The sequence below is a fragment of the Pseudomonas sp. 1 R 17 genome, from assembly GCF_900067035.1.
In the GTDB taxonomy this organism is placed as follows: domain Bacteria; phylum Pseudomonadota; class Gammaproteobacteria; order Pseudomonadales; family Pseudomonadaceae; genus Aquipseudomonas; species Aquipseudomonas marginalis.
The window spans coordinates 38,546-60,982 of sequence record NZ_FKLB01000037.1 but is presented as its reverse complement, the minus strand read 5'-3'; the positions used below and the strand labels follow the sequence as shown (position 1 = coordinate 60,982).

The following is a 22,437-nucleotide window of genomic DNA, read 5'->3' as shown; positions in this document are numbered from 1 at the left end:
TATCGCAATTTAGCGCTACGCCTGAGGGCGATCTATCAACCACGTCCCCGGCGATGTTAAGCCGTTAATTTAATAGCTTGTTTCCTTGTTGAGTTTATGACGCCAGAATTTCAGCAAATACTGACGCGTCGACGTAACAAAACACTCACACAAAGTTGACGCTTTTTAACTTTATGCCGATAGTGTTATTCAAATGCGCCGCTATAATGCATCCTGTGCGGAGGAGAGCCCGGTTTCATATTGAGGCTGGAACTCGCCAAACCATGCACAGGTCGTGCATGGACGATCGCAACTACCTGCCTGGAATGACCGCCCAACAGTGGCCTCCCGTTTTCATTCAAACTTGAACACTTCGTGGGTTCAAGTTGGAACAACCCGAGGGCGACATTCAGGCCAAACACTGCCATGTACTTACACCCAACTCAATTAGGTAACAACGTGACGAAAGATGAACTGCGCGCGGAACTTGAGCGCCAGGAGCAACGTTACAAGGACGTTTACGGCGGGGAAGTCACCACCTATGCCGCCCAGCCTGAACCTGAACGCAAACCATGGCGCAAGCGAGCCAGCCTGCTCGACCAGGCATTTGCCCAGGAAATCCAAAAGATTGAACAGGAACTCAAGGCCGAAGAGCCATAAGCGCTTCGGAGCGAGTCCAGGGCCCTGCCTGCAGCGATGCCATTTAGCCATCCTCCAGCCGACCTGAATCCCACCATCGTCTGTAAAATTTCATACAAATGTTTCAGGCATGACGATTTGGTGACAAAACCCTGTCCTTTCAGCCCTGGGCTTTATAAATCAAAGACTTGCCAAAGCCCCGAAAACCCTGGGATCGCCAGCTTTCGCCCATGGCGATTCGATGAAGATTGATACCGATGAGCAGCTAGTGCATCGATTACCGAGGTTTTCTGGCATAATCGCGCCCCCTTACGACCGGGTCAGAAAACCTTCATGATCGATTTATTCAGCGGACTGGATGCTTGGGTTCTCGTGAGCCTGTTGCTCGCCCTGGCCTTTGTCCTCGCCTTCGAGTTCATCAATGGCTTTCATGACACCGCTAACGCGGTGGCCACAGTCATCTATACCAAAGCCATGCCGCCGCATCTGGCCGTGTTCTTCTCCGGGGTGTTCAACTTCCTCGGCGTGTTGCTCGGTGGTGTCGGTGTCGCCTACGCCATCGTGCACCTGCTGCCCGTGGAGTTGCTGATCAATGTGAACACCGGCCATGGCTTGGCGATGGTCTTCTCGTTGTTAGCCGCGGCGATCACCTGGAACCTGGGCACCTGGTACTTCGGTATCCCCGCCTCCAGCTCCCACACCCTGATCGGTTCGATCCTCGGTGTCGGCCTGGCCAATGCCCTGATCAACGACATCCCCCTGGCTGACGGTGTGAACTGGCAGAAGGCCGTCGATATCGGCGCGTCCCTGGTGTTCTCGCCGATGGCCGGCTTCCTGGTCGCAGCCCTGGTGCTGATCGGCCTGAAATGGTGGCGCCCGTTGTCGAAGATGCACAAGACCCCGGACCAGCGCCGCAAGCTCGACGACAAGAAGCACCCGCCGTTCTGGAACCGCCTGGTCCTGGTGATTTCGGCCATGGCCGTGAGTTTTGTGCACGGTTCCAACGATGGCCAGAAGGGCATCGGCCTGATCATGCTGGTGCTGATCGGTATCGTGCCGGCGCAGTTCGTACTCGACCTGGGCAGCACCACCTACCAGATCGAGCGCACTCGCGACGCTACCGTGCATTTGAGCCAGTTCTACCAGCGTAACAACGCCACGCTCGGCGAATTCCTGGCACTGGGCAAAAGCGTGAAAGACGATCTGCCAGGCAAGTTTCAGTGCAACCCGCAGCAGACCGAGCCCACCATCAATGCGCTCGTCAGCACCTTGAAAGGTGTCTCCGACTACCACTCCCTGAACGCCGATCAACGTATCGAAGTTCGCCGCTACCTGCTGTGCCTGGACGACACCGCAAAGAAAGTTGGCAAGCTGCCAGGCCTTGATGCGCGTGAGAAGTCCGACCTCGACAAGCTACGCAAAGACCTGACCGCCACCACCGAGTACGCGCCGTTCTGGGTGATCCTCGCGGTCGCACTGGCCCTGGGCCTGGGCACCATGGTGGGCTGGAAGCGTGTGGTACTGACGATCGGTGAGAAGATCGGCAAGCAGGGCATGACCTATGCCCAGGGCATGTCGGCACAGATCACCACCGCCACGATGATTGGCTTTGCCAATATCTTCGCCCTGCCGGTCTCCACTACCCACGTACTGTCTTCCGGCGTGGCGGGCACCATGGTCGCCAACAAGAGCGGCCTGCAAGGTGGCACGGTCAAGACCATCCTGATGGCTTGGGTGTTGACCCTGCCTGCGACCGTAGGCCTCTCGGCCGGCTTGTTCTGGCTGGCCTCCAAGGCACTGGGCAACTGATAGCCAGGCGCTGACAAAAAAGGTGCGGCCTCTGTGAGGACCGCACCTTTTTTTATGAACCTGAAATGAACACCCAAAAAAAAGGGCGACCGAAGTCGCCCAAAATGCCTTGCGTGCTCATGTAACCCGGAAAGACCTAAGGTTTTTTACGCTTGTTCGCGTCTTTCCAGATAAAAAATCCAAACCCTACAAAAAACAGCACCATGAGGCTTACAGTCAGCACTCCGGCGAATACCACATTATCGATAAACATGACCGGCCTCCTGCACTTGCCTTGTTGCGATAGGGCTAAGTTAATGGAGAAGGCGGATTGAAAAATTGACGGGGATCAATGTCGCCCGCGACGGGGCGTAAAGAAGGGTAATAACTGACCTGCATCAATAGATGCAGGCCGTTTTAACGCTTTTTGGGTTTGTTCTTTGATTTTTTCTTGGCTTTGCCTAAAGGCATCGCCTGTTCAAACGCCTGGCGCACTTCATTCAGGCGCTTGTCATTCAGGTCATGCACGCGCTTGGCACGTTCGGCGTTCAGGTCGATCAGCTTGTCGTCATCACTCATGGCTTGGCTTACGTCGTGGCGAGTAAGGCTCAATAATGCGGACTCCTGCGCCCGACGGCAAATCAACCGGCGACAAAAGGCCGACCGACGCCCAAAATCGGCACTTTCCAACCACTCAAGGAGGCCCATTCAGGTGGCACTGCATAAGGATCTTCCGCCGCTGCTGGCCCTGCGCGCCTTTGAAGCCGTGGCCCGGCACTTGAGCTTTATCAAGGCAGCGCGGGAATTGTCGGTAACCCAGAGTGCCCTGAGCCATCAGGTACAAAAGCTCGAACAGCACCTGGGTAAATCGCTGTTTATCCGACGCACCCGCGCGATCGATCTGACCGCAGACGGCCAGCAGTATTACGCTGAAATCCGCCCAGCTCTTGACGCCATCGCCGTCGCAACCCGCGCCCAACGGCTGGTACCCAGCGCCACGGTGTTACGTGTCGGCCTGCTGGCGTCTTTCGCCACCCTGTGGTTGGCGCCGCACCTGGCCGGTTTTCTCAACCGCTATCCGCATATTCAGGTGGAGTTGCTGCCGGCGATTCAACTGGCCAACGTCGCCGCTGCTGAAGTCGACCTGGCTATTCGCTACGGCAAAGGCGATTGGCCCGACGTGCAGGCCACCCGACTGATGCCGGAAGTGATCTCACCGGTGTGCAGCCCGGCGTTCAAGGCCAGCCAAGTGCACAACGGTGCGCTGTTGATGGCCACTTCGCACCGGCCTTTTGAGTGGACGGACTGGTCTGGGCATTATCAAGTCGACCTCAAGCACCACCCGCGCGTCATGCTCCACGACTACAACATCGTGGTCGAAGCCGCAGTGGCCGGCCAGGGCATTGCCATGGGCCGTCATCGCTTGATCCAACGCAGGCTGGATGATGGCAGCCTGGTAGAAGCCTTCGATTGGCCGCCCTATCACAGTCAAATAGGCTACTGGTTGATTGCAGCGCAAGGCCCTGCCAGCGACGCCGCGCGGTGTTTCAGCGAGTGGTTGAAGGACATCTGCCGCGACACGTGAGTTATTTCGATACGTCGAATGAGATCTATCCGTTTGTCGACACTCCCCCCTGCCCCACATGCTGAAACCTCCTGACCCCAGAGGATTCACCATGAGCGACTCCCTCCGCCACCGCGTGCAAGCCCTCGGCCTGACGCTGCCATCACCCAGCCAGCCGATTGCCAACTACATCAACCATGTGGTCAGCCAGAACCAGCTGTTTATCTCTGGGCAAATCCCGCTGATAGACGGCAAGCCTGCCTACGTGGGCCGCCTGGGCGAATCCCTCAGCGAGGAAGAAGGTATCCAGGCCGCGGAACTGGCTGCACTGAGCTTGCTCGCGCAATTGAGCGATGCCCTGGGCGATGACCTGTCGCGCCTGGTGCGCGTCCTGCGCCTGGGGGTGTTTATCGCCAGCAGCAGCGACTTCCAGCGCCAGGGCGCCGTGGCCAATGGTGCGTCCAACCTGCTGGTGAATGCCCTCGGCGAAAAGGGCCGGCATGTGCGTACGGCAGTGGGTGTTTGCAGCCTGCCGGCCGGCGTGGCGGTGGAGGTTGACGGGATTTTCGAGTTGCAGCCGTGAGCCCGCTTGAGGTCCAACACCTGCGCGATGGCACTCCCGGCTGCCAGTCGGGCACCGTGCACTTCAACCCTGCCGGCGCCTCCTTGCCGAGCCAGGCGACCCTCGATGCCATCATCGGCCAACTGCAACGCGAAGCCCGCGACGGCCCGATGGAAGCCGGCGAACAGGGTGCCGTGCTGGTGGAGAAAGCTCGCCGCGCTGCCGCGCAGTTGCTCAACGCGCCCATCCCATCGATTGCCTTTGCCAGCAGCGGCTCGACCGCCTGGAGCATGGCGTTCCAGGCCTTGGGCCCGTGGCAGCCGGGCGACCGCATTCTGGTAGGACGCCACGAATGGGGCGGCAACCTGGCGAGCATGCAGTTGGCGGTGCAAGCCGGCGCGCGGGTGGACGTCATCCCCTGCGATGCCAACGGCGCGGTGTGCCCCGTGGCGTTGGAAGCCATGCTCGATTCAAGCGTAAAGCTCATCGACCTCACCTGGCTCCCCGCCAACGGCGGCCTGATCAACCCCGCCCAGGCCATCGGCGAAGTGGCCAGGCGTCATGCCATCGCCTACTTTATCGATGCCGGCCAAGCCGTCGGCCAGGTGCCGGTGGATGTGCAGGCGTTGCAGTGCGATGTGCTCAAGGCGGCCGGGCGCAAGCACCTGCGCGGGCCACGGGGGACGGCGCTGCTGTATGTGCGGCCGGATTTCCTCCCGAACTTGAACCCCGCCCAACGCGACGTGTTTTCCGCCCCCTGGAGCGCCGACGGTTTCGACCTGCGCAACGACGCCCGGCGCTTTGAGACCAGCGAGGTGTCCTTTGCCCTGTTGGCAGGCCTGGGCAATGCACTGCAGGAGATGAATCAGCTGGGGATCGAGCGTGTGTGGGAAAAGGTCACGCACACCAGCAGGCGAATCCGCGAAGCATTGCGCGGGATTCCGGGTATTTCCCTGCATGACCTGGGCACGCTTCAATCGGGCTTGATCGCCTTCAACCTCGCCGGCTGGGACGCCTTCGAACTCAAACGGCAATTGGGATTGAAGCGGATCAACATCGGCGCCAACGGTGTGGCCTACACCCCGTTGGATATGCAGGCCCGGGGCCTGACCAGCATTGCGCGGATCTCCGTCAGCCCGCTCAACAACGATCACGACATCGAATTGCTGATGACCGCACTGCGGGAACTGCGGGGCTAAACCTCGACGTCCACCCACAAGCCCTGGCGCGGCGCGTCTTCGATCAGCGGCACAACCGGTACGGTGTTGTCGGCATTGAGCAGGTCGCCCGGGATCGCCAAGTGCTGATCCGGGTCCTCATCGGCTTCGCGCCGGCGTTTCTGCTGTTCCTGCTGGCGGCGTTGTTCCTCGCGCAGCAAAAAAGTCGACTGCTCGGCATCGCCCTTTTTCAGGTCGATGGTGCTTTCGTTGGAGCCCGCTTGCACAGGGACCACGGGCGGAATATCGGGTTTCTGGCGGACCGGGTCGAGTTGCGACGTAACCGGTACGACGCTGACGGGCAGCATAGGTGGAAGCATGATAGTTGTTCTCCTGTCAGCAGGCTGTCGGCGGGCCGCGCGACGACTTGAGCGCAGGTTCGCCAACCTGTGACCCAGTCGACACTCACAAGTGCCCTCCACCCGTCGATTGCGTGCTCACCCGGCCGCCCAAACGGAGTAGTTTTTGTCAGAGTCCTTGGGCGTGGGGCCTTGTTCCGTTAACATAGTCGGCTTTTTCACGGCGGGAGTCAGGCAGCATGGCGCAGCAGTATCAACCGGGGCAACGCTGGATTAGTGACAGCGAAGCAGAGCTGGGGTTAGGCACCGTTCTGGCACAGGACGGCCGCTTGTTGACCGTGCTCTATCCGGCCACTGGCGACACCCGCCAGTATGCGCTACGGAATGCGCCCCTCACCCGTGTGAGGTTCTCGCCGGGTGACTCCATCACCCATTTCGAAGGCTGGAAAATGACCGTGCAGGAAGTCGACGACGTCGACGGCCTGCTGGTCTACCACGGCCTCAATGGGCAGAACGAGCAGGTCACCCTGCCGGAAACCCAGCTCTCCAACTTTATCCAGTTCCGCCTGGCCAGCGACCGTCTGTTCGCCGGGCAGATCGACCCGCTGGCCTGGTTCTCGCTGCGCTATCACACCCTCGAACACACCAGCCGCCAATTGCAATCCTCGCTGTGGGGCCTGGGTGGCGTGCGTGCGCAACCTATTGCCCACCAATTGCATATCGCCCGTGAAGTCGCTGACCGTATCGCACCACGGGTGTTGCTGGCGGACGAAGTGGGCCTGGGCAAGACCATCGAAGCGGGCCTGGTGATCCATCGCCAACTGCTGTCGGGCCGCGCCAACCGCGTACTGATCCTGGTACCGGAAAACCTGCAGCACCAGTGGCTGGTGGAAATGCGCCGCCGCTTCAACCTGCAAGTGGCGCTGTTCGATGAAGAACGCTTTATCGAAAGCGATGCCGCCAACCCGTTCGAAGACACCCAGCTGGCCCTGGTCGCGCTGGAGTGGCTGGTGGACGATGAGAAGGCCCAGGACGCACTGTTCGCCGCCGGCTGGGACCTGATGGTGGTCGACGAAGCCCACCACCTGGTCTGGCATGAAGACAAAGCCAGCCCGGAATACAGCCTGGTCGAACAACTGGCCGAGGTCATCCCGGGCGTGCTGCTGCTCACCGCCACTCCGGAACAGCTGGGCCAGGACAGCCACTTCGCGCGCCTGCGCCTGCTGGACCCGAACCGTTTCCACGACCTGCACGCCTTCCGTGCCGAAAGCGAGAACTATCGCCCGGTGGCCGAAGCCGTGCAGGAGCTGCTCGACAAGGGCCGCCTGTCGCCTGCCGCGCACAAGACTATCCAGAGTTTCCTCGGCAACGAAGGCGAAGCGCTGCTGACCGCCGTCAATGATGGCGACGCCGAAGCCAGTGCGCGCCTGGTGCGTGAACTGCTCGACCGCCACGGCACCGGCCGCGTGCTGTTCCGTAACACCCGTGCCGCCGTGCAGGGCTTCCCGGAGCGTAAGCTGCACGCCTACCCGCTGCCAAACCCGGACGAATACCTCGAGTTGCCCCTGGGCGAACACGCCGAGCTGTACCCGGAAGTCAGCTTCCAGTCGCAACCGGACATCGACGAAGAAAACCGCTGGTGGCGCTTCGACCCGCGCGTCGAATGGCTGATCGACCAGTTGAAAATGCTCAAGCGCACCAAGGTCCTGGTGATCTGCGCCCACGCCGAAACCGCCATGGACCTGGAAGACGCCCTGCGCGTGCGCTCCGGCATCCCGGCCACGGTATTCCACGAGGGCATGAACATCCTCGAGCGTGACCGCGCCGCTGCTTACTTCGCCGATGAGGAATTCGGCGCCCAGGTGCTGATCTGCTCGGAAATCGGCAGTGAAGGCCGCAACTTCCAGTTCTCCCACCACCTGGTGCTGTTCGACCTGCCGTCCCACCCCGACCTGCTGGAACAGCGGATCGGCCGTCTGGACCGGATCGGCCAGAAGCATGTGATCGAACTGCACGTGCCCTACCTGGAGACCAGCCCGCAACAGCGCCTGTTCCAGTGGTACCACGAAGCCTTGAACGCGTTCCTCAACACCTGCCCGACAGGCAACGCCTTGCAGCATCAGTTCGGCCCGCGCCTGCTGCCGCTGCTGGAAAACGCCGACGACAGCGAGTGGCAAGCCCTGATCGACGAGGCCCGTGCCGAGCGCGAGCGCCTGGAGCAGGAACTGCACACCGGCCGCGACCGCCTGCTGGAACTCAACTCCGGCGGTGCCGGTGAAGGCGATGCGCTGGTGGAGGACATCCTCGAGCAAGACGACCAGTTCGCCCTGCCGATCTACATGGAAACCCTGTTCGACGCCTTTGGCATCGACAGCGAAGATCATTCGGAAAACGCGCTGATCCTCAAGCCCAGCGAGAAGATGCTTGACGCCAGCTTCCCCCTGGGCGACGACGAAGGTGTGACCATCACCTACGACCGTAACCAGGCGCTGTCCCGTGAAGACATGCAGTTCATCACCTGGGAACACCCGATGGTGCAGGGCGGCATGGACCTGGTGCTGTCCGGCTCCATGGGCAACACCGCCGTGGCGCTGATCAAGAACAAGGCGCTCAAGCCTGGCACCGTGTTGCTGGAACTGCTCTACGTCAGCGAAGTGGTCGCGCCGCGCGCACTGCAACTGGGCCGCTACCTGCCGCCGGCGGCGCTGCGCTGCCTGCTGGATGCCAATGGCAACGACCTGTCTGGCCGTGTCTCGTTCGAAACCTTGAACGACCAGCTGGAAAGCGTGCCACGGGCCAGCGCCAACAAGTTCGTGCAGGCCCAGCGCGATCAACTCACACCGCGGATCAACGCCGGTGAAGAGAAGATCACACCGCGTCATGCCGAACGTGTGGCCGAAGCCAAGCGTCGCCTGGCGGCAGACACCGACGAAGAACTGGCGCGCCTGACGGCCTTGCAAGCGGTCAACCCGACCGTCCGTGACAGCGAATTGGTTGCCCTGCGTAACCAACGCGAGCAAGGCCTGGCCATGCTCGACAAGGCGGCGCTGCGACTGGAAGCCATTCGGGTGTTGGTAGCGGGTTGATTACCGCCCTGCCCTGTTGAATAGAGGCCCGCGCAATGCGGGCCTTTTTTATTCACTTGAGAACAGCGTTGGCGTTGCGGGCCTCATCGGGGGCAAGCCCCCTCCCACAGTTGACCGCGTTGTCATGTCGGTCACCGATCAATGTGGGAGGGGGCTTGCTCCCGATGGAGTCACCGCAATTTCAAGCCGTCGCCGCCCCAGCCGGCACCTCAACAGCCACCAACCCCTCCTTCATCCGCTTGGCATCACGCACAAAACTGCGTGACGCCTGGAACAGGAACAACATGGTCAAGAACAACGCCACCGGAATCAGGTACATGGCGTCATGCAAGCCCACCGCCTTGTAAGCCTCGGTCATCTGCTCGGCCCCCGCCGCATACATCGCCGCATGGGCAAAGTGATCGGACAACCCGCCCACCACAATCGGCCCCATGCCTCCGCCCAGTAGGTACAAGCCGGCAAAGAACAACGCCATCGCCGTGGCCCGCAGGCGCGGCTCGACCACGTCCTGGATCGCCGTGTACACACAGGTGTAGAAGTTATACGCAAACAACCAGCCCACACTGAACAGCGCCACAAACACGCCGATCTCGATGCGCCCGGCATGCAGGGCCCAGGCTGTAGTGACGGTGGAGATGATCAGGCTGCACGCCGCAAACAGCAGTCGGCCATTGGCAACACGTTGATGGATCTTGTCGGCAATCCAGCCCCCCAAGGTCAGGCCCACCAGGCCGGTCAACCCGACGATGACGCCGGTGGCGACCGCCGCGTCCTGCAGTGGCATGAGGAAATAGCGTTGCAGCATCGGCACCAGGAACGAGTTGCACGCGTAGGTGGCGAAGTTGAAGCACAACCCGGCCAGCACCAGCCACAGGAAGGTCGGCACGGCAAGCACGCGGCGAATCGGGCGATCAACACGCTCCTGGGAGACTTGTACGGCTTCGGCGGCGCCGCGCTTGGGTTCCTTGATATAGAACATGAACACCGCAAGGATCAGCCCCGGCACGGCGGCGATAAAGAACGGCGCGCGCCAGCTGTCGAACGCCTTGACCATCCAGCCGATGGTGAAGAACGCCAGCAACAGGCCCAAGGGCAGGCCCAGCATGAAAATCCCCATTGCCCGGGCGCGACGGTGCGCCGGGAACAGGTCGCCAATCAGCGAGTTGGCAGCCGGCGCATAGCTGGCTTCACCGATACCGATGCCCATGCGCACCAGCAAAAACGTCCAGAAACTGCCAACCAGGCCGTTGACCGCTGTCAACCCGCTCCACGCGAACAGGCCCCAGCCCATCAGTTTGCTGCGCGAGCCGGTATCGGCCAGACGCCCCAGCGGCAGGCCGGCAATGGCATAAACGATGGTGAAGGCGGTACCGATGATGCCGAGCTGGAAGTCGCTCAGGTGCCATTCCATGCGGATCGGTTCGATGATGATCGCCGGAATGGTGCGGTCGAAGAAGTTGAACAGGTTGGCGAGGAACAGCAGGAACAGAATGCGCCAGGCATTCGCCGCTTGGGTCGAGTTCTGCATGGGTCCGTCTCTTTTATTGTTATGAGAGCTGCGATGCCCGATGCATCCCGCCCGGTACCTGCAACATAGTCAGGCGAGCCGTGGTTGTCTGTAATGATTCGTAAAGCTGATAGGGCATGATTTCACCCGACAACACGGGACTTTGCCGACAAAAATATAAGTGCCTGCCCCCCTTCCCAACGGCCATGACCCGATTAGAATGGCGAGCCTTCCAGTAGTACCCCACTCTACTTTTCTTATCGATGACGCCCATGTCCGAAGCCAGTCCGTGTCTGAGTTGCGGTGCCTGCTGTTCACACTTTCGTGTGTCTTTCTTCTGGGGTGAGTGCGCCTCCTCGGGGGGGACGGTGCCTGATGACCTGGTGGTGCAGATCAACCCGACCCGCGTGGCAATGATCGGCACCGACCAGAAGCCCGCGCGCTGCTGCAGCCTTGAAGGCGAAGTCGGCAAAGGTACGAGCTGCTCGATTTATGAGCAGCGCTCAAGCCCCTGCCGAGAATTCGAAGCTTCATGGAGCCAGGGCGAGCAGAATGTCGATTGCGACGCTGCCCGTGCTGCGTTCGGCCTGCCGCCGTTACAAGCCCCGTTCGAGTTGGAATTGCCCATCAGTGCTTAGCACTAATTGCTATGCACGGCATGCCAAAATCATTCAGAGCAAAGTGCCATTATCGCTGGAAAATCCCGCCAGGCTTCTATACTCGACCTCATAGGTCATCGCCGTAGGCTGTGACGTGACGCTATGACGGGACATGCTATGGAATGGCTAGGTCTGCACTTTTTTACCGACCTCCCCGCAAACGGGCACTTATTACTCAATTGCAGTCATAACCCTTTTCTGGTGCTGCTGGCCTATCTGGTCGCCTGTGCGGCGGGTTTCGGCACCCTGGACATGGCCGAACGGGTTGGCCATGTCGAAGACCCTACCGCTCGCCGCCATTGGCGTTGGCTGGGTGCCGGTTGCCTGGCAGGTGGTATCTGGTCCACTCATTTCATCAGCATGCTGGCCTTCCAGGCCCCAATCGCGATTCACTACGACCTGCTCATGACGTTCGCCTCGCTGGTCATCGCCCTGATCGCCTCGTTGTTCGCCATGCAAACCCTCGGTCACACCAGACTGCGGTTTAACCAATACCTGCTGGCATCGCTGTGGATGGGCATCGGCATCGCCCTGATGCATTACGTCGGCATGTCGGCCATGCGTTCCCAGGCCCGGGCGTATTTCGAACCGGGGCTGCTCCTCGCCTCGGTGGGCATCGCCATTGGCGCCAGCCTGGCCGCATTGTTGCTGTCGAGCTACCTGCGCACCGGTGCCGGCGTCTTCCATCAACTGCTCAAATACGCCGCCAGCCTGATGTTGGGCGCAGGCATTATCAGCATGCACTTTACCGGCATGGCCGCCATGCAACTGATCGTCCCCACGGGGGCCGACCTCTCATTAGCGCTGGATAACAACCCCATCCAACTGGGCCTGTCGGTCGCCGTGATCACCCTGCTGGTGATCGGCAGCAGCATCAGCGCCGCGCTGGCGGATAAGAAGCTGCAGCACAAGGAGCGCGACCTGCGTCGGGTCAACGCGCTGCTCAGCGAACTGGACCAGGCCCGCGCCTCCCTGCAACAGGTGGCTCATTACGATGCGCTGACCGGCCTGCTTAATCGGCGCGGCTTCAATCAGATTTTCGCGGAAAAAATCGCCGAAAAAACGGCTTCAAACGGCATGATGGCGGTTATTTTCCTCGATATTGATCACTTCAAACGCATCAACGACAGCCTCGGCCATGACGCAGGGGATCAGTTGCTCAGTGTTCTCGCCAGCCATATCAAAGGCTCCGTGCGCAGCCATGCGGACGTGGTCGCACGGTTTGGCGGCGATGAGTTCTGCATCCTGATCAGCGTTCACCACCGCGACGAAGCGCGACACCTGGCCCAGCGCATCATGCAGAAGATGAAGGACCCGGTCGAACTCGCCGGCCGTCGTATGGTGATGACCACCAGCATCGGCATCAGCCTGTTTCCCGAGGATGGCCTGACCTGCGAAGAGCTGCTCAAAAACGCCGACCTGGCGCTGTACCAGTCCAAGGACATGGGACGCAATGGCCTGAACTTCTTCAGCTCCAACCTGAAGACCCGTGCCTTCCTCGAACTGCAATTGGAAGAAGAGCTACGCAGCGCCCTGCGCGCCCAGAACCAGTTGGTACTGTTCTACCAACCGATCTTTGACATGAAGCTGGGCAAAGTCACACGCCTGGAGGCCTTGGTGCGCTGGCAGCATCCGCAACACGGGCTGCTGACCCCAGACCGGTTTATCGGAATTGCCGAAAGCAACGGGCTGATCGCCGAACTCGACCACTGGGTCTTGCGCCAGGCCTGTCATGACTTGAGCCTGCTCTCCGACCGAGGCTATACCGAACTGACCATGACAGTGAATTGCTCGGCCCTGAACCTGGCCCGCGATGAGCTGGCGGATGAGATCGAAGATGCGCTGCGCTTCAGCGGGATCAGCGCCAACCGCCTGGAGCTGGAAGTGACCGAAAATGCCTTGATGGGCAATATCAGCAGCACCCTGGCCCTGCTGCGGCAAATCCGCGCGCTGGGCGTGTCGCTGGCCATCGACGACTTTGGCACCGGCTACTCCTCCCTCGCCTACCTCAAGCGCCTGCCGCTCAACACCCTGAAGATCGATCGCTCGTTTATCCAGGACATTCCCAAGTCGACCGCCGACATCGAGATCGTCCAGGCGATTATCGGCATGGCTCACACCCTGCACCTGCAGGTAGTGACCGAGGGAGTGGAAACCCAGGCTCAGTTCGAACTGCTGCTCAAACACGGCTGTGATTTCGTCCAGGGCTACCTGTTGAGCCCGGCGGTGGCCGCCAGTGAAATAATTGGCGCAATGCAAGATATCGACATACGCAATCCGCTCTACCCATTCAGCGTGGCGGGCACCAAGGACACTCGCCCGGCGAAAGAGTCCTCCCCAGGCCGCTCCGGATCCACCTCCATCGTCAGGCCAATTCGCTGACGTCGAATCTTTGGCATTTCGCCATCATTTACCTAAAGATCGCCGACAAACGGCCGATTCATCAGAGTCCGGCCAGGTTTTTCCTGAGCACACAGGGTCAGCCTGAGCGTTCCGGACAAGGACGCACTGTAAAGTCGCGAACTCCCATTCCGTGATGGCCATTTGATACTTTTCAGCCATCCTCCCAGGCACATGGCGCACAATGACTTCTAAAAATAACCCAGCCACCGTGGTATCCGATGTGTTGCTCCCAGCTCCTGCGGACAAGCCCTCAGGTTCAAAGTCATTGAGCACCGCCCGCCCGCTGGCTACCCAGCAATACCTGTACTTCACCGAAACCAATACCGACCGCATCCTCGATAACCTCGACGGCCTGCGCGACATGGTGTTCCCGCGCCCGCCTCACCTGGAAGGCGACAGCGAGCAGCACAGCGAGCAGGAATTCCCCTCGGTGTGCCTGATCGGCCTGGGCCGCTGCGGTTCGAACATCGCGCTGGACGTGGCGGAGCTGGTGTACAACGCGCGCAAGTTCTACCTCAACGAATTCAGCACCGAAGACAAATCCTTGGATAAGGGTTACAGCCCGGCCCAGTGGATTCGCAACAACCTGCGCCTGGGCGGCGGCAAGGCCAGCAAGCCGGTGTTCCTGGTGGAACCGCTGGTGATGCTCGGCGACCTGGACAAGGACATCGCCGGGCGTATCCGTTTCTCGCGCAAGGGCGAAAAAAGCGGCTTCCTGCGCGACTACAGCAAGATGAAAATCATGGACCTTTCCGAAGTCCATGCCGGTGGCGCCGGTAACGCGCCGATCCTCGGCCAGTACCTGGCCAAGATCATCCTCAACAAAGACACCCAGCGCTTTTCCAGCCCCGACTGGAAGATGATCCACTCGTACCTGATCGACTCCTGCGGCATCAAGGCCAACCAGTCGCGCCTGTACTTCTCGATCTTCAGCGCCGGCGGCGGTACCGGTTCGGGCATGGCCTCGGAATTCGGCCTGGCGCAGCAGCATTCGTACATGAACAAGACGTTCGACACCAAGCCCGCCGACGAGCACGACAGCAAGAGCGGTCACGCCTTCGTGTTCGAGCCGATCTTCACCAGCGGTATTTGCGTGCTGCCGAACATCTCCGACCACCGCAGCGAAATGTCCGAGGCGCTGCACATCAACGCCGGGCGACTGCTGTGCAAGTACCTGTCGGAAGAATGGGACTTCTCGTACAACTTCGACAATGAAGACAGCAGCGAAGCCAGCGTAAAGGGGCGTATCCGGCCGTGGAACGCGATGATGCTGATCTCCAACGACATCATGCGTTACGCCGAAGAGAGCGATGACGGCAATATCCAGAACATTGACGTCAATGCCATGGAAAAACACGCCAACCAGTACATTTCCCAGCAGATCTTCAACATCCTCACCGCCCAGGCCGTGACCACCGACTACGACCAGAACTACTTCCGTCGCGCCGGCATCGACATCGGCGAAACCATCCGCCTGGACGCCAACGATCTGTTCATGAGCCTGGCCGGGCCGGTGGCGATTGCCTACGCCGAATCCGTCGTACCGGAAACCCCGGCGCCGTCCAATGACAAGTTCAAAGTCTTCGAGAAAGAGCCCCAGCGCCTGAACATCGACGACCTGTTCTTCCGCTCCATCGACCTGCCGCATTTCAACAAGGTCACCCAGGCCATCGAAGGCATCAGCCTGTTGCCGATCGAGTCCAAGCGCTACAAGGCCTCCCTGGAGCAATACAAGAACTCCGGCTACGATGCGGCGGCGCTGCATGACCTGCACTTCTTCAAGAACTGCTCGTCGGTGGTGTCGATCGTCTCGCTGCCCAAGGACTACAAGCTGTCCTACATGGACCTGAACCGGCTCAAGACGCACCTCAACAGCCTGTTCCCCAACACCACCCTCAAGCGCTATGCCCTGGTGATCGGCGCGTCGGCCAACCTGTCGCTGACCACCCTGATCGCCAAGAGCCCGTGCCTGTCGGATGACTTCCTGACGCTGATCGTGGCTTTCATCAAGCGTTGCTTTGCGCGTAACCCGTACCGCTTCGACGACACCCTGGATAACTCGATCCTGGATTTCATCATCCACGAGGACTTCGACGAAGACCGCATCGACGAGCTGCTCAACGAGTTTGAAAACCCGGCGAAGATCCTCGATACCAACTGGTACGCGATCAAGCCGATGTATGAGAAGAAGTACCGCGAGTTGATCAACGACAAAGAGAAGTTCGTGTCGATCAATGACATTCGCCTGTCACGGGATTGTGTGAAGAAGGCGATCAAGTACCTGCGCGAGATTTATCGTCACAGGATCGGCAAGACCAAGGTTATCTCGTTGAACAACCATACCGGCAAGACCGGCTGACTTGAGGGGATGCCATCGCGGGCAGGCCCGTGATGGCGCTTTCAGTGACGACCAGATTCCACCTCATTGGCACACCCGGAAACAATTCCCCAGGCTTTCGGCGCGGCCTGAAACTGTTCCCGTGACGTGCACGTCACCCTTGGCTGTGACCTTTCTCCACGGCAAGATGCCATCACGCTGACAGCGGTTACTCCACTACACACTTCTTCGCGCGAAAAACACGCACCTTTTTCGTGCAGGCTTTTCTTACCCTGCCCTTTCCTGGATCAGAATCCACGGGGAAACCACCACCGCCCATAAGCTCGGATCGCGCTCCACCAGGTCCAATGCCCGCGGTGCAGACACTTCGCCAAGGCTGCCCGCGGCCAGCCAGGCAGCGACTTTGTCGCGATTGTCCTCGGCCATTCCCTCGGCGGCTTCGATCAAATCCAGGCTTGGGTCGACCCACAATAGGGCACCTTTGGCAAAGAACGGTTCAAGCTCTTTCCAGGAGATTTCGGCGGTTTCACCGAGCAGCTTGGCATAGAGGGTGCTAGGTTCTTGCGTCATGGGAGTTCACCTGAAGAAAAAATCGGCGCAATCATAACGTCACGCTTCAGGCAGAAAAACCCAGTTGCAAATGCGTTATCGATTGAAAGGGTCAGGAAAGCCAAGGAATGCGCGAGAGTCAGGCATTACCCCCGCCGCAATTCTGTCTTTTTCTTTCATTTAAGCGACACCCCCGGGGTTTGCCCCCGGCAGCCAGCTTTTCAAGCGATCAACCGGCGCTCTACACTGTACCGGTACAGTTGCCAGGCGGTTGCCGGGGGGATATCCGAGATATCCGATCCGGTTCAGCAGCTCACAAGGCCGCCAGAACTATAAAAAATACAACAGTAAGAGTGGAGCACTATGAATAAGGCTACTAAGCAGATTTCCAAACTGTTTGCCGCTATGGTCCTGGCTGGGGTTGCCGGCCATTCGTTCGCAGCCGACACCATCAAGATCGGCATCGCCGGTCCAAAGACTGGTCCTGTAACGCAATACGGCGACATGCAATTCATGGGTGCCAAGCAGGCCATCGCCGACATCAACGCCAAGGGCGGCGTCGACGGCAAGATGCTCGAAGCCAAGGAATACGACGACGCCTGCGATCCTAAACAAGCCGTGGCCGTGGCCAACAAAGTGGTCAACGACGGCGTCAAGTTCGTGGTCGGTCACCTCTGCTCCAGCTCCACTCAGCCTGCGTCCGACATCTATGAAGACGAAGGCGTGATCATGATTACCCCGGCAGCCACCAGCCCGGAAATCACCGCCCGTGGCTACAAGCTGATCTTCCGCACCATCGGCCTGGACAGCGCCCAAGGCCCGGCGGCCGGCAACTACATCGCCGACCACGTGAAGCCGAAAATCGTTGCCGTCCTGCACGACAAGCAGCAATACGGTGAAGGTATCGCCACCGCCGTCAAACAGACCCTTGAGAAGAAAGGCACCAAGGTTGCCGTCTTCGAAGGCCTGAACGCCGGCGACAAAGACTTCTCCTCGATCATCCAGAAGCTCAAGCAAGCCAACGTCGATTTCGTCTACTACGGCGGCTACCACCCGGAGCTGGGCCTGATCCTGCGCCAAGCCAAGGAAAAAGGCCTGAACGCCAAGTTCATGGGTCCGGAAGGTGTCGGCAACGACTCCATTTCGCAAATCGCCCAGGGCGCTTCCGAAGGCCTGCTGGTGACCTTGCCTAAATCCTTCGATACCGACCCGGCCAACAAGGCCATCGTTGAAGAGTTCGCCAAGAACAAGCAGGACCCAACCGGTCCGTTCGTGTTCCCGGCCTACTCGGCCATTGAAGTCATCGCCGGCGGCATCAAGGCCGCCAAGAGCGAAGACACCGCAAAAGTGGCCGAAGCCATCCACGCGGGCACCTTCAAGACCCCTACCGGCGAGCTGAGCTTCGACGCCAAGGGCGACCTGAAGGACTTCAAGTTCGTGGTCTACGAATGGCACTTCGGCAAACCAAAAACCGAAGTTTCCCCTCAGTAAGCCAGGCGTTACTGGTCCAACAAGCCCACTGTGAGAGCAGTGGGCTTTGTTTTACGAGGTTTATGGGCCTGTCACCCGCGATCCGGGCGCTGGCTCACCTGAAAATCTTAAAACCGTCACCAGCGGTTCGCTGGCAAACGCTTTGTGCAAATGTGCTCACAGAACACAGCACGGGGCCGGAACATGACTCCACCAGTGAAATGCGTATCGGGTTTTTAGGAGCGCTGTAATGCCTGAGATCTATCATTTTTTCCAACAGCTGGTTAATGGGCTGACCATTGGCAGCACCTATGCCTTGATAGCCATTGGCTACACAATGGTTTACGGCATCATTGGAATGATCAACTTCGCCCATGGCGAGGTATACATGATTGGTTCCTACGTGGCTTTCATTGCCCTCGCCGGGCTGGCCATGATGGGTATCCACTCCCTGCCGCTGTTGATGACCGCCGCGTTCCTGGCGTCGATCGTCGTAACCAGTGCCTATGGCTACAGTATCGAGCGCGTTGCCTACCGTCCCTTGCGTGGCAGCAACCGTTTGATCCCGCTGATTTCCGCCATCGGCATGTCGATTTTCCTGCAGAACACCGTATTGCTGTCCCAGGATTCCAAGGATAAATCCATCCCCAACCTGATCCCGGGGAGCTTCTCCTTCGGTCCGGGCGGTGCGGAAGAAGTGCTGATTTCCTACATGCAGATCCTGGTCTTCGTCGTCACCCTGGTGGCCATGCTGGGCCTTACCCTGTTCATCTCCCGCTCCCGTCTGGGGCGCGCCTGCCGGGCCTGCGCCGAAGACATCAAGATGGCCAACCTGTTGGGCATCAATACCAACAACATCATCGCCCTGACCTTCGTGATCGGTGCCGCGCTGGCAGCCGTCGCGGCGGTACTGCTGAGCATGCAGTACGGCGTGATCAACCCCAACGCCGGTTTCCTGGTAGGCCTCAAGGCCTTTACCGCAGCGGTATTGGGCGGCATCGGCAGTATCCCGGGCGCGATGCTCGGCGGCCTGGTGCTGGGGGTGGCCGAAGCGTTTGGTGCCGATATTTTCGGCGACCAATACAAGGACGTCGTCGCGTTCGGCCTGTTGGTCCTGGTGCTGTTGTTCCGTCCGACCGGCATCCTGGGCCGTCCGGAGGTTGAGAAAGTATGAGCAGATATCTTAAATCGGCGTTTTTCAGCGCCTTGCTGGTGTGGGCGGTGGCCTTCCCGGTACTCGGTCTCAAGCTGAGCATTGTCGGCATCAACCTGGAAGTGCATGGCACCGGCCCCGTGACGCTGACCATCATCGCCCTGTGTTCGGTGCTGATGTTCCTGCGCGTGCTGTTCACCCAGCAGGTCGGCGCCCTGTTCAAGCGCAACCGTGGCCCGCTGGTCTCGCCCAAGGTCAGCCAATTCCTGACCCTGCCACGCACTCAGCGCTACATCATCATCGGCCTGATCGTGGCCGCGTTGATCTGGCCATTCTTCGGCTCGCGCGGTGCGGTCGACATTGCCACCCTGATCCTGATCTACGTGTTGCTGGGCCTGGGCCTGAACATCGTGGTGGGCCTGGCCGGCCTGCTCGACCTGGGTTATGTGGGCTTCTACGCCGTGGGTGCCTACACCTACGCGCTGCTGTCGCACTACCTGGGCTGGAGCTTCTGGATCTGCCTGCCGCTGGCCGGCATGGCGGCGGCCACGTTCGGCTTCCTGCTGGGCTTCCCGGTATTGCGCCTGCGTGGTGACTACCTGGCCATCGTGACCCTGGGCTTCGGGGAAATCATCCGTCTGTTCCTGCGTAACCTGACCGACATCACCGGTGGCCCCAACGGCATCAGCAGCATCCCCAAGCCGACGTTCTTCGGGCTGTCGTTCGACCGCACCGCTGCCGAAGGCATGCAGACGTTCCACGAGTACTTCGGGATCGACTACAACCCGGTGAGCAAAGTGGTGTTCCTGTACCTGGTGGCGCTGTTGCTGGCGCTGGCGGCACTGTTCGTGATCAACCGCTTGCTGCGCATGCCGATCGGCCGTGCCTGGGAAGCGTTGCGCGAAGATGAAATCGCCTGCCGTGCCCTGGGCCTGAACCCGACCATCATCAAGCTCTCCGCCTTCACCCTGGGTGCCGCGTTCGCCGGTTTTGCCGGCAGCTTCTTCGCCGCTCGCCAAGGCCTGGTGACCCCGGAGTCGTTCACCTTCATCGAGTCGGCGATCATCCTCGCCATCGTGGTGTTGGGTGGCATGGGCTCGCAGCTGGGCGTGATCCTGGCGGCGATCGTGATGATCCTGCTGCCGGAAATGATGCGTGAGTTCAGCGAATACCGCATGTTGATGTTCGGCGCCATGATGGTGCTGATGATGATCTGGCGACCTCAAGGCCTGCTGCCCATGCAACGTCCACACATGGAGCTGCGCAAATGAGCCGCGAGATCCTGAAAGTCGAAAACTTGAGCATGCGCTTCGGCGGCTTGCTGGCGGTCAACGGCGTCGCCCTGACCGTGAAAGAGAAACAGGTGGTTGCGCTGATCGGCCCCAACGGCGCCGGCAAGACCACGGTGTTCAACTGCCTCACCGGTTTCTACAAGCCGAGTGGCGGCAGCATCCTGCTGGACGGCCAGCCGATCCAGGGCCTGGCCGGTCACGAGATCGCCCGCAAGGGCGTGGTGCGCACCTTCCAGAACGTACGGCTGTTCAAGGACATGACGGCGGTCGAGAACCTGCTGATCGCCCAGCATCGTCACCTGAACACCAACTTCTTTGCGGGCCTGTTCAAGACCCCGGCGTTCCGCAAGAGCGAGCGCGAGGCCATGGAGTACGCTGCGTACTGGCTGGACAAGGTCAACCTCACCGAGTTCGCCAACCGCCCTGCCGGCACCCTGGCCTATGGTCAGCAACGTCGCCTGGAAATCGCCCGCTGCATGATGACCCGCCCGCGGATCCTGATGCTCGACGAACCGGCCGCCGGCCTGAACCCCAAGGAAACCGAAGACCTCAAGGCGCTGATCGGCGTGTTGCGTGAGGAAAACAACGCCACGGTGCTGTTGATCGAACACGACATGAAACTGGTCATGAGCATTTCCGACCATATCGTGGTGATCAACCAGGGCACGCCGCTGGCGGACGGGACGCCGGAGCAGATCCGTGACAATCCTGAAGTGATCAAAGCCTATCTGGGGGAAGCGTAAAATGCTGCAATTCGAAAACGTTTCCACTTTCTACGGCAAGATCCAGGCCCTGCACAGCGTCAACGTCGAAGTGCGCCAGGGTGAGATCGTCACGCTGATCGGCGCCAACGGCGCCGGCAAGTCGACCTTGCTGATGACCTTGTGCGGCTCGCCGCAGGCCCACAGCGGCAGCATCCGCTACATGGGTGAAGAGCTGGTGGGCCAGCAGTCGTCGCACATCATGCGCAAGAGCATTGCCGTGGTGCCGGAAGGCCGGCGGGTATTCTCGCGCCTGACCGTGGAAGAAAACCTGGCCATGGGCGGGTTCTTCACCGACAAGGGCGACTACCAGGAGCAAATGGACAAGGTGCTGCACCTGTTCCCTCGCCTCAAGGAGCGCTTCAGCCAGCGCGGCGGCACCATGTCCGGCGGCGAGCAGCAAATGCTCGCCATCGGCCGGGCGCTGATGAGCAAGCCCAAGCTGTTGCTGTTGGACGAGCCCTCCCTGGGCCTGGCACCCATCATCATCCAGCAGATCTTCGACATCATCGAACAACTGCGCAAGGACGGTGTAACGGTGTTCCTCGTGGAGCAGAACGCCAACCAGGCGCTGAAGATCGCTGACCGTGCCTATGTGCTGGAAAACGGCCGGGTGGTGATGCAAGGCACTGGCGAGCAGCTGCTGACCGATCCGAAGGTACGTGAGGCGTACCTGGGCGGCTAAGAGACGGTTGCTGGATAAGCCGGATCTCATGTGGGAGGGAGCAAGTTCCCTCCCACATTTTTTTGCATTGTTTGAAATTATTTCGTCTGACCTTGTAACGAACATCCCCCTCCCGCCTCTAGTGGTGCAAGCAGGCATTCAAGCCTGCTCTTCAACCTACTGCTGGAGATCCACCATGACCACCAAACTGTCCGCCGCTAGCCTCGTCCTCGCCCTGAGTTCGGCCTTGAGCCTGTCCGCCCTGACCACCACCGCCCACGCTGCCGACGACATGCAGAAATGCTTCGGCGTCGCTGAAGCCGGCAAGAACGATTGCGCCGCCGGTGCCGGCACGTCCTGCGCCGGCACCTCGAAGACCAAGGATCAGGCCAACGCCTGGAAACTGGTCCCGGCCGGCACCTGCACCCAAACCCCAAGTTCCACCTCGCCGACCGGCTTCGGCCAGGAAGCCGCCTTCACCGCCAAGTCCTGACCCCTGCCTGGCCT

Annotated in this window: 20 protein-coding genes; 15 read left to right on the top strand and 5 right to left on the bottom strand. The window is 60.1% G+C overall.

Annotated features, from left to right (window positions below; genetic code table 11):
- Positions 1 to 438 precede the first annotated feature (438 nt).
- Positions 439 to 639, top strand: coding sequence for a hypothetical protein (locus BFP99_RS12110; protein WP_003172389.1), 201 nt, complete (start codon positions 439 to 441; stop codon positions 637 to 639).
- 312 nt (positions 640 to 951) lie between these two features.
- Positions 952 to 2,427: an inorganic phosphate transporter gene (locus BFP99_RS12105; protein ID WP_065928286.1), complete on the top strand. Its 1,476-nt coding sequence runs from the start codon at positions 952 to 954 to the stop codon at positions 2,425 to 2,427.
- 136 nt (positions 2,428 to 2,563) lie between these two features.
- On the opposite strand, the gene ccoM is transcribed toward BFP99_RS12105, so the two are convergent.
- A complete protein-coding gene (gene ccoM / locus BFP99_RS33870; protein WP_017530457.1) occupies positions 2,564 to 2,680 on the bottom strand; it encodes a cytochrome c oxidase subunit CcoM in 117 nt (38 codons plus the stop codon).
- Between the two features lie 143 nt (positions 2,681 to 2,823).
- Entirely contained in the window at positions 2,824 to 3,018 is a 195-nt protein-coding gene (locus BFP99_RS32760) for a hypothetical protein (protein WP_131697188.1), read from the bottom strand.
- A 100-nt stretch (positions 3,019 to 3,118) separates the two neighbouring features.
- On the opposite strand from BFP99_RS32760, the gene BFP99_RS12100 reads away from it, so the two are divergent.
- The 3 genes from BFP99_RS12100 to BFP99_RS12090 all read left to right on the top strand — a co-directional run bounded on the left by BFP99_RS12100 (position 3,119) and on the right by BFP99_RS12090 (position 5,731).
- Complete coding sequence (locus tag BFP99_RS12100; RefSeq protein ID WP_065947328.1) at positions 3,119 to 3,991, top strand: LysR substrate-binding domain-containing protein; 873 nt, start codon at positions 3,119 to 3,121, stop codon at positions 3,989 to 3,991.
- 91 nt (positions 3,992 to 4,082) lie between these two features.
- Positions 4,083 to 4,553 carry a RidA family protein gene (locus BFP99_RS12095; RefSeq protein WP_065947327.1) on the top strand — a complete coding sequence of 157 codons (471 nt, stop codon included), beginning with the start codon at positions 4,083 to 4,085 and terminating at the stop codon, positions 4,551 to 4,553.
- Positions 4,550 to 5,731, top strand: a complete 1,182-nt coding sequence (locus BFP99_RS12090) for an aminotransferase class V-fold PLP-dependent enzyme (protein WP_065926411.1) — start codon at positions 4,550 to 4,552, stop codon at positions 5,729 to 5,731. The genes BFP99_RS12095 and BFP99_RS12090 overlap by 4 nt, the downstream gene beginning before the upstream one ends.
- Here the strand turns inward: BFP99_RS12090 and BFP99_RS12085 are convergent.
- Positions 5,728 to 6,069 (bottom strand): aspartate-semialdehyde dehydrogenase, encoded by a 342-nt coding sequence (locus tag BFP99_RS12085; protein WP_065926412.1) that lies wholly within the window; start codon positions 6,067 to 6,069, stop codon positions 5,728 to 5,730. The genes BFP99_RS12090 and BFP99_RS12085 overlap by 4 nt on opposite strands.
- A 218-nt stretch (positions 6,070 to 6,287) precedes the next feature.
- Here BFP99_RS12085 and rapA point away from each other — a divergent pair, with 218 nt between their 5' ends.
- Positions 6,288 to 9,134 carry an RNA polymerase-associated protein RapA gene (gene rapA / locus BFP99_RS12080; protein WP_065947326.1) on the top strand — a complete coding sequence of 949 codons (2,847 nt, stop codon included), beginning with the start codon at positions 6,288 to 6,290 and terminating at the stop codon, positions 9,132 to 9,134.
- 181 nt (positions 9,135 to 9,315) lie between these two features.
- Here the strand turns inward: rapA and BFP99_RS12075 are convergent, their stop codons facing one another.
- Positions 9,316 to 10,662 carry a spinster family MFS transporter gene (locus BFP99_RS12075; RefSeq protein WP_065947325.1) on the bottom strand — a complete coding sequence of 449 codons (1,347 nt, stop codon included), beginning with the start codon at positions 10,660 to 10,662 and terminating at the stop codon, positions 9,316 to 9,318.
- A 251-nt stretch (positions 10,663 to 10,913) separates the two neighbouring features.
- Between BFP99_RS12075 and BFP99_RS12070 the strand changes: the two genes are divergently transcribed.
- The 3 genes from BFP99_RS12070 to BFP99_RS12060 all read left to right on the top strand — a co-directional run bounded on the left by BFP99_RS12070 (position 10,914) and on the right by BFP99_RS12060 (position 16,062).
- Positions 10,914 to 11,279, top strand: a complete 366-nt coding sequence (locus BFP99_RS12070) for a YkgJ family cysteine cluster protein (protein ID WP_027604417.1) — start codon at positions 10,914 to 10,916, stop codon at positions 11,277 to 11,279.
- Between the two features lie 138 nt (positions 11,280 to 11,417).
- On the top strand, positions 11,418 to 13,682 hold the full coding sequence (locus BFP99_RS12065) for a putative bifunctional diguanylate cyclase/phosphodiesterase (protein ID WP_065926415.1): 2,265 nt from the start codon (positions 11,418 to 11,420) through the stop codon (positions 13,680 to 13,682).
- A 202-nt stretch (positions 13,683 to 13,884) separates the two neighbouring features.
- On the top strand, positions 13,885 to 16,062 hold the full coding sequence (locus BFP99_RS12060) for a hypothetical protein (RefSeq protein WP_065926416.1): 2,178 nt from the start codon (positions 13,885 to 13,887) through the stop codon (positions 16,060 to 16,062).
- A gap of 246 nt (positions 16,063 to 16,308) precedes the next feature.
- On the opposite strand, the gene BFP99_RS12055 is transcribed toward BFP99_RS12060, so the two are convergent.
- Positions 16,309 to 16,611 (bottom strand): DUF2288 domain-containing protein, encoded by a 303-nt coding sequence (locus tag BFP99_RS12055; protein ID WP_065926417.1) that lies wholly within the window; start codon positions 16,609 to 16,611, stop codon positions 16,309 to 16,311.
- 342 nt (positions 16,612 to 16,953) lie between these two features.
- On the opposite strand from BFP99_RS12055, the gene BFP99_RS12050 reads away from it, so the two are divergent.
- From BFP99_RS12050 to BFP99_RS12025, 6 genes are all read left to right on the top strand, one after another.
- A complete protein-coding gene (locus BFP99_RS12050) occupies positions 16,954 to 18,081 on the top strand; it encodes a branched-chain amino acid ABC transporter substrate-binding protein (RefSeq protein WP_027604422.1) in 1,128 nt (375 codons plus the stop codon).
- A 229-nt stretch (positions 18,082 to 18,310) separates the two neighbouring features.
- Positions 18,311 to 19,234, top strand: a complete 924-nt coding sequence (gene livH / locus BFP99_RS12045) for a high-affinity branched-chain amino acid ABC transporter permease LivH (protein WP_003172375.1) — start codon at positions 18,311 to 18,313, stop codon at positions 19,232 to 19,234.
- Positions 19,231 to 20,484: a high-affinity branched-chain amino acid ABC transporter permease LivM gene (locus BFP99_RS12040; protein ID WP_027604423.1), complete on the top strand. Its 1,254-nt coding sequence runs from the start codon at positions 19,231 to 19,233 to the stop codon at positions 20,482 to 20,484. Before livH ends, BFP99_RS12040 begins: the two co-directional genes overlap by 4 nt.
- Positions 20,481 to 21,248 (top strand): high-affinity branched-chain amino acid ABC transporter ATP-binding protein LivG, encoded by a 768-nt coding sequence (livG, locus tag BFP99_RS12035; protein ID WP_027604424.1) that lies wholly within the window; start codon positions 20,481 to 20,483, stop codon positions 21,246 to 21,248. The genes BFP99_RS12040 and livG overlap by 4 nt, the downstream gene beginning before the upstream one ends.
- A gap of 1 nt (position 21,249) precedes the next feature.
- Positions 21,250 to 21,951: an ABC transporter ATP-binding protein gene (locus BFP99_RS12030; protein WP_017844798.1), complete on the top strand. Its 702-nt coding sequence runs from the start codon at positions 21,250 to 21,252 to the stop codon at positions 21,949 to 21,951.
- A 175-nt stretch (positions 21,952 to 22,126) separates the two neighbouring features.
- Positions 22,127 to 22,423, top strand: coding sequence for a BufA1 family periplasmic bufferin-type metallophore (locus BFP99_RS12025; protein ID WP_027604425.1), 297 nt, complete (start codon positions 22,127 to 22,129; stop codon positions 22,421 to 22,423).
- The last annotated feature ends 14 nt before the right edge of the window (positions 22,424 to 22,437 follow it).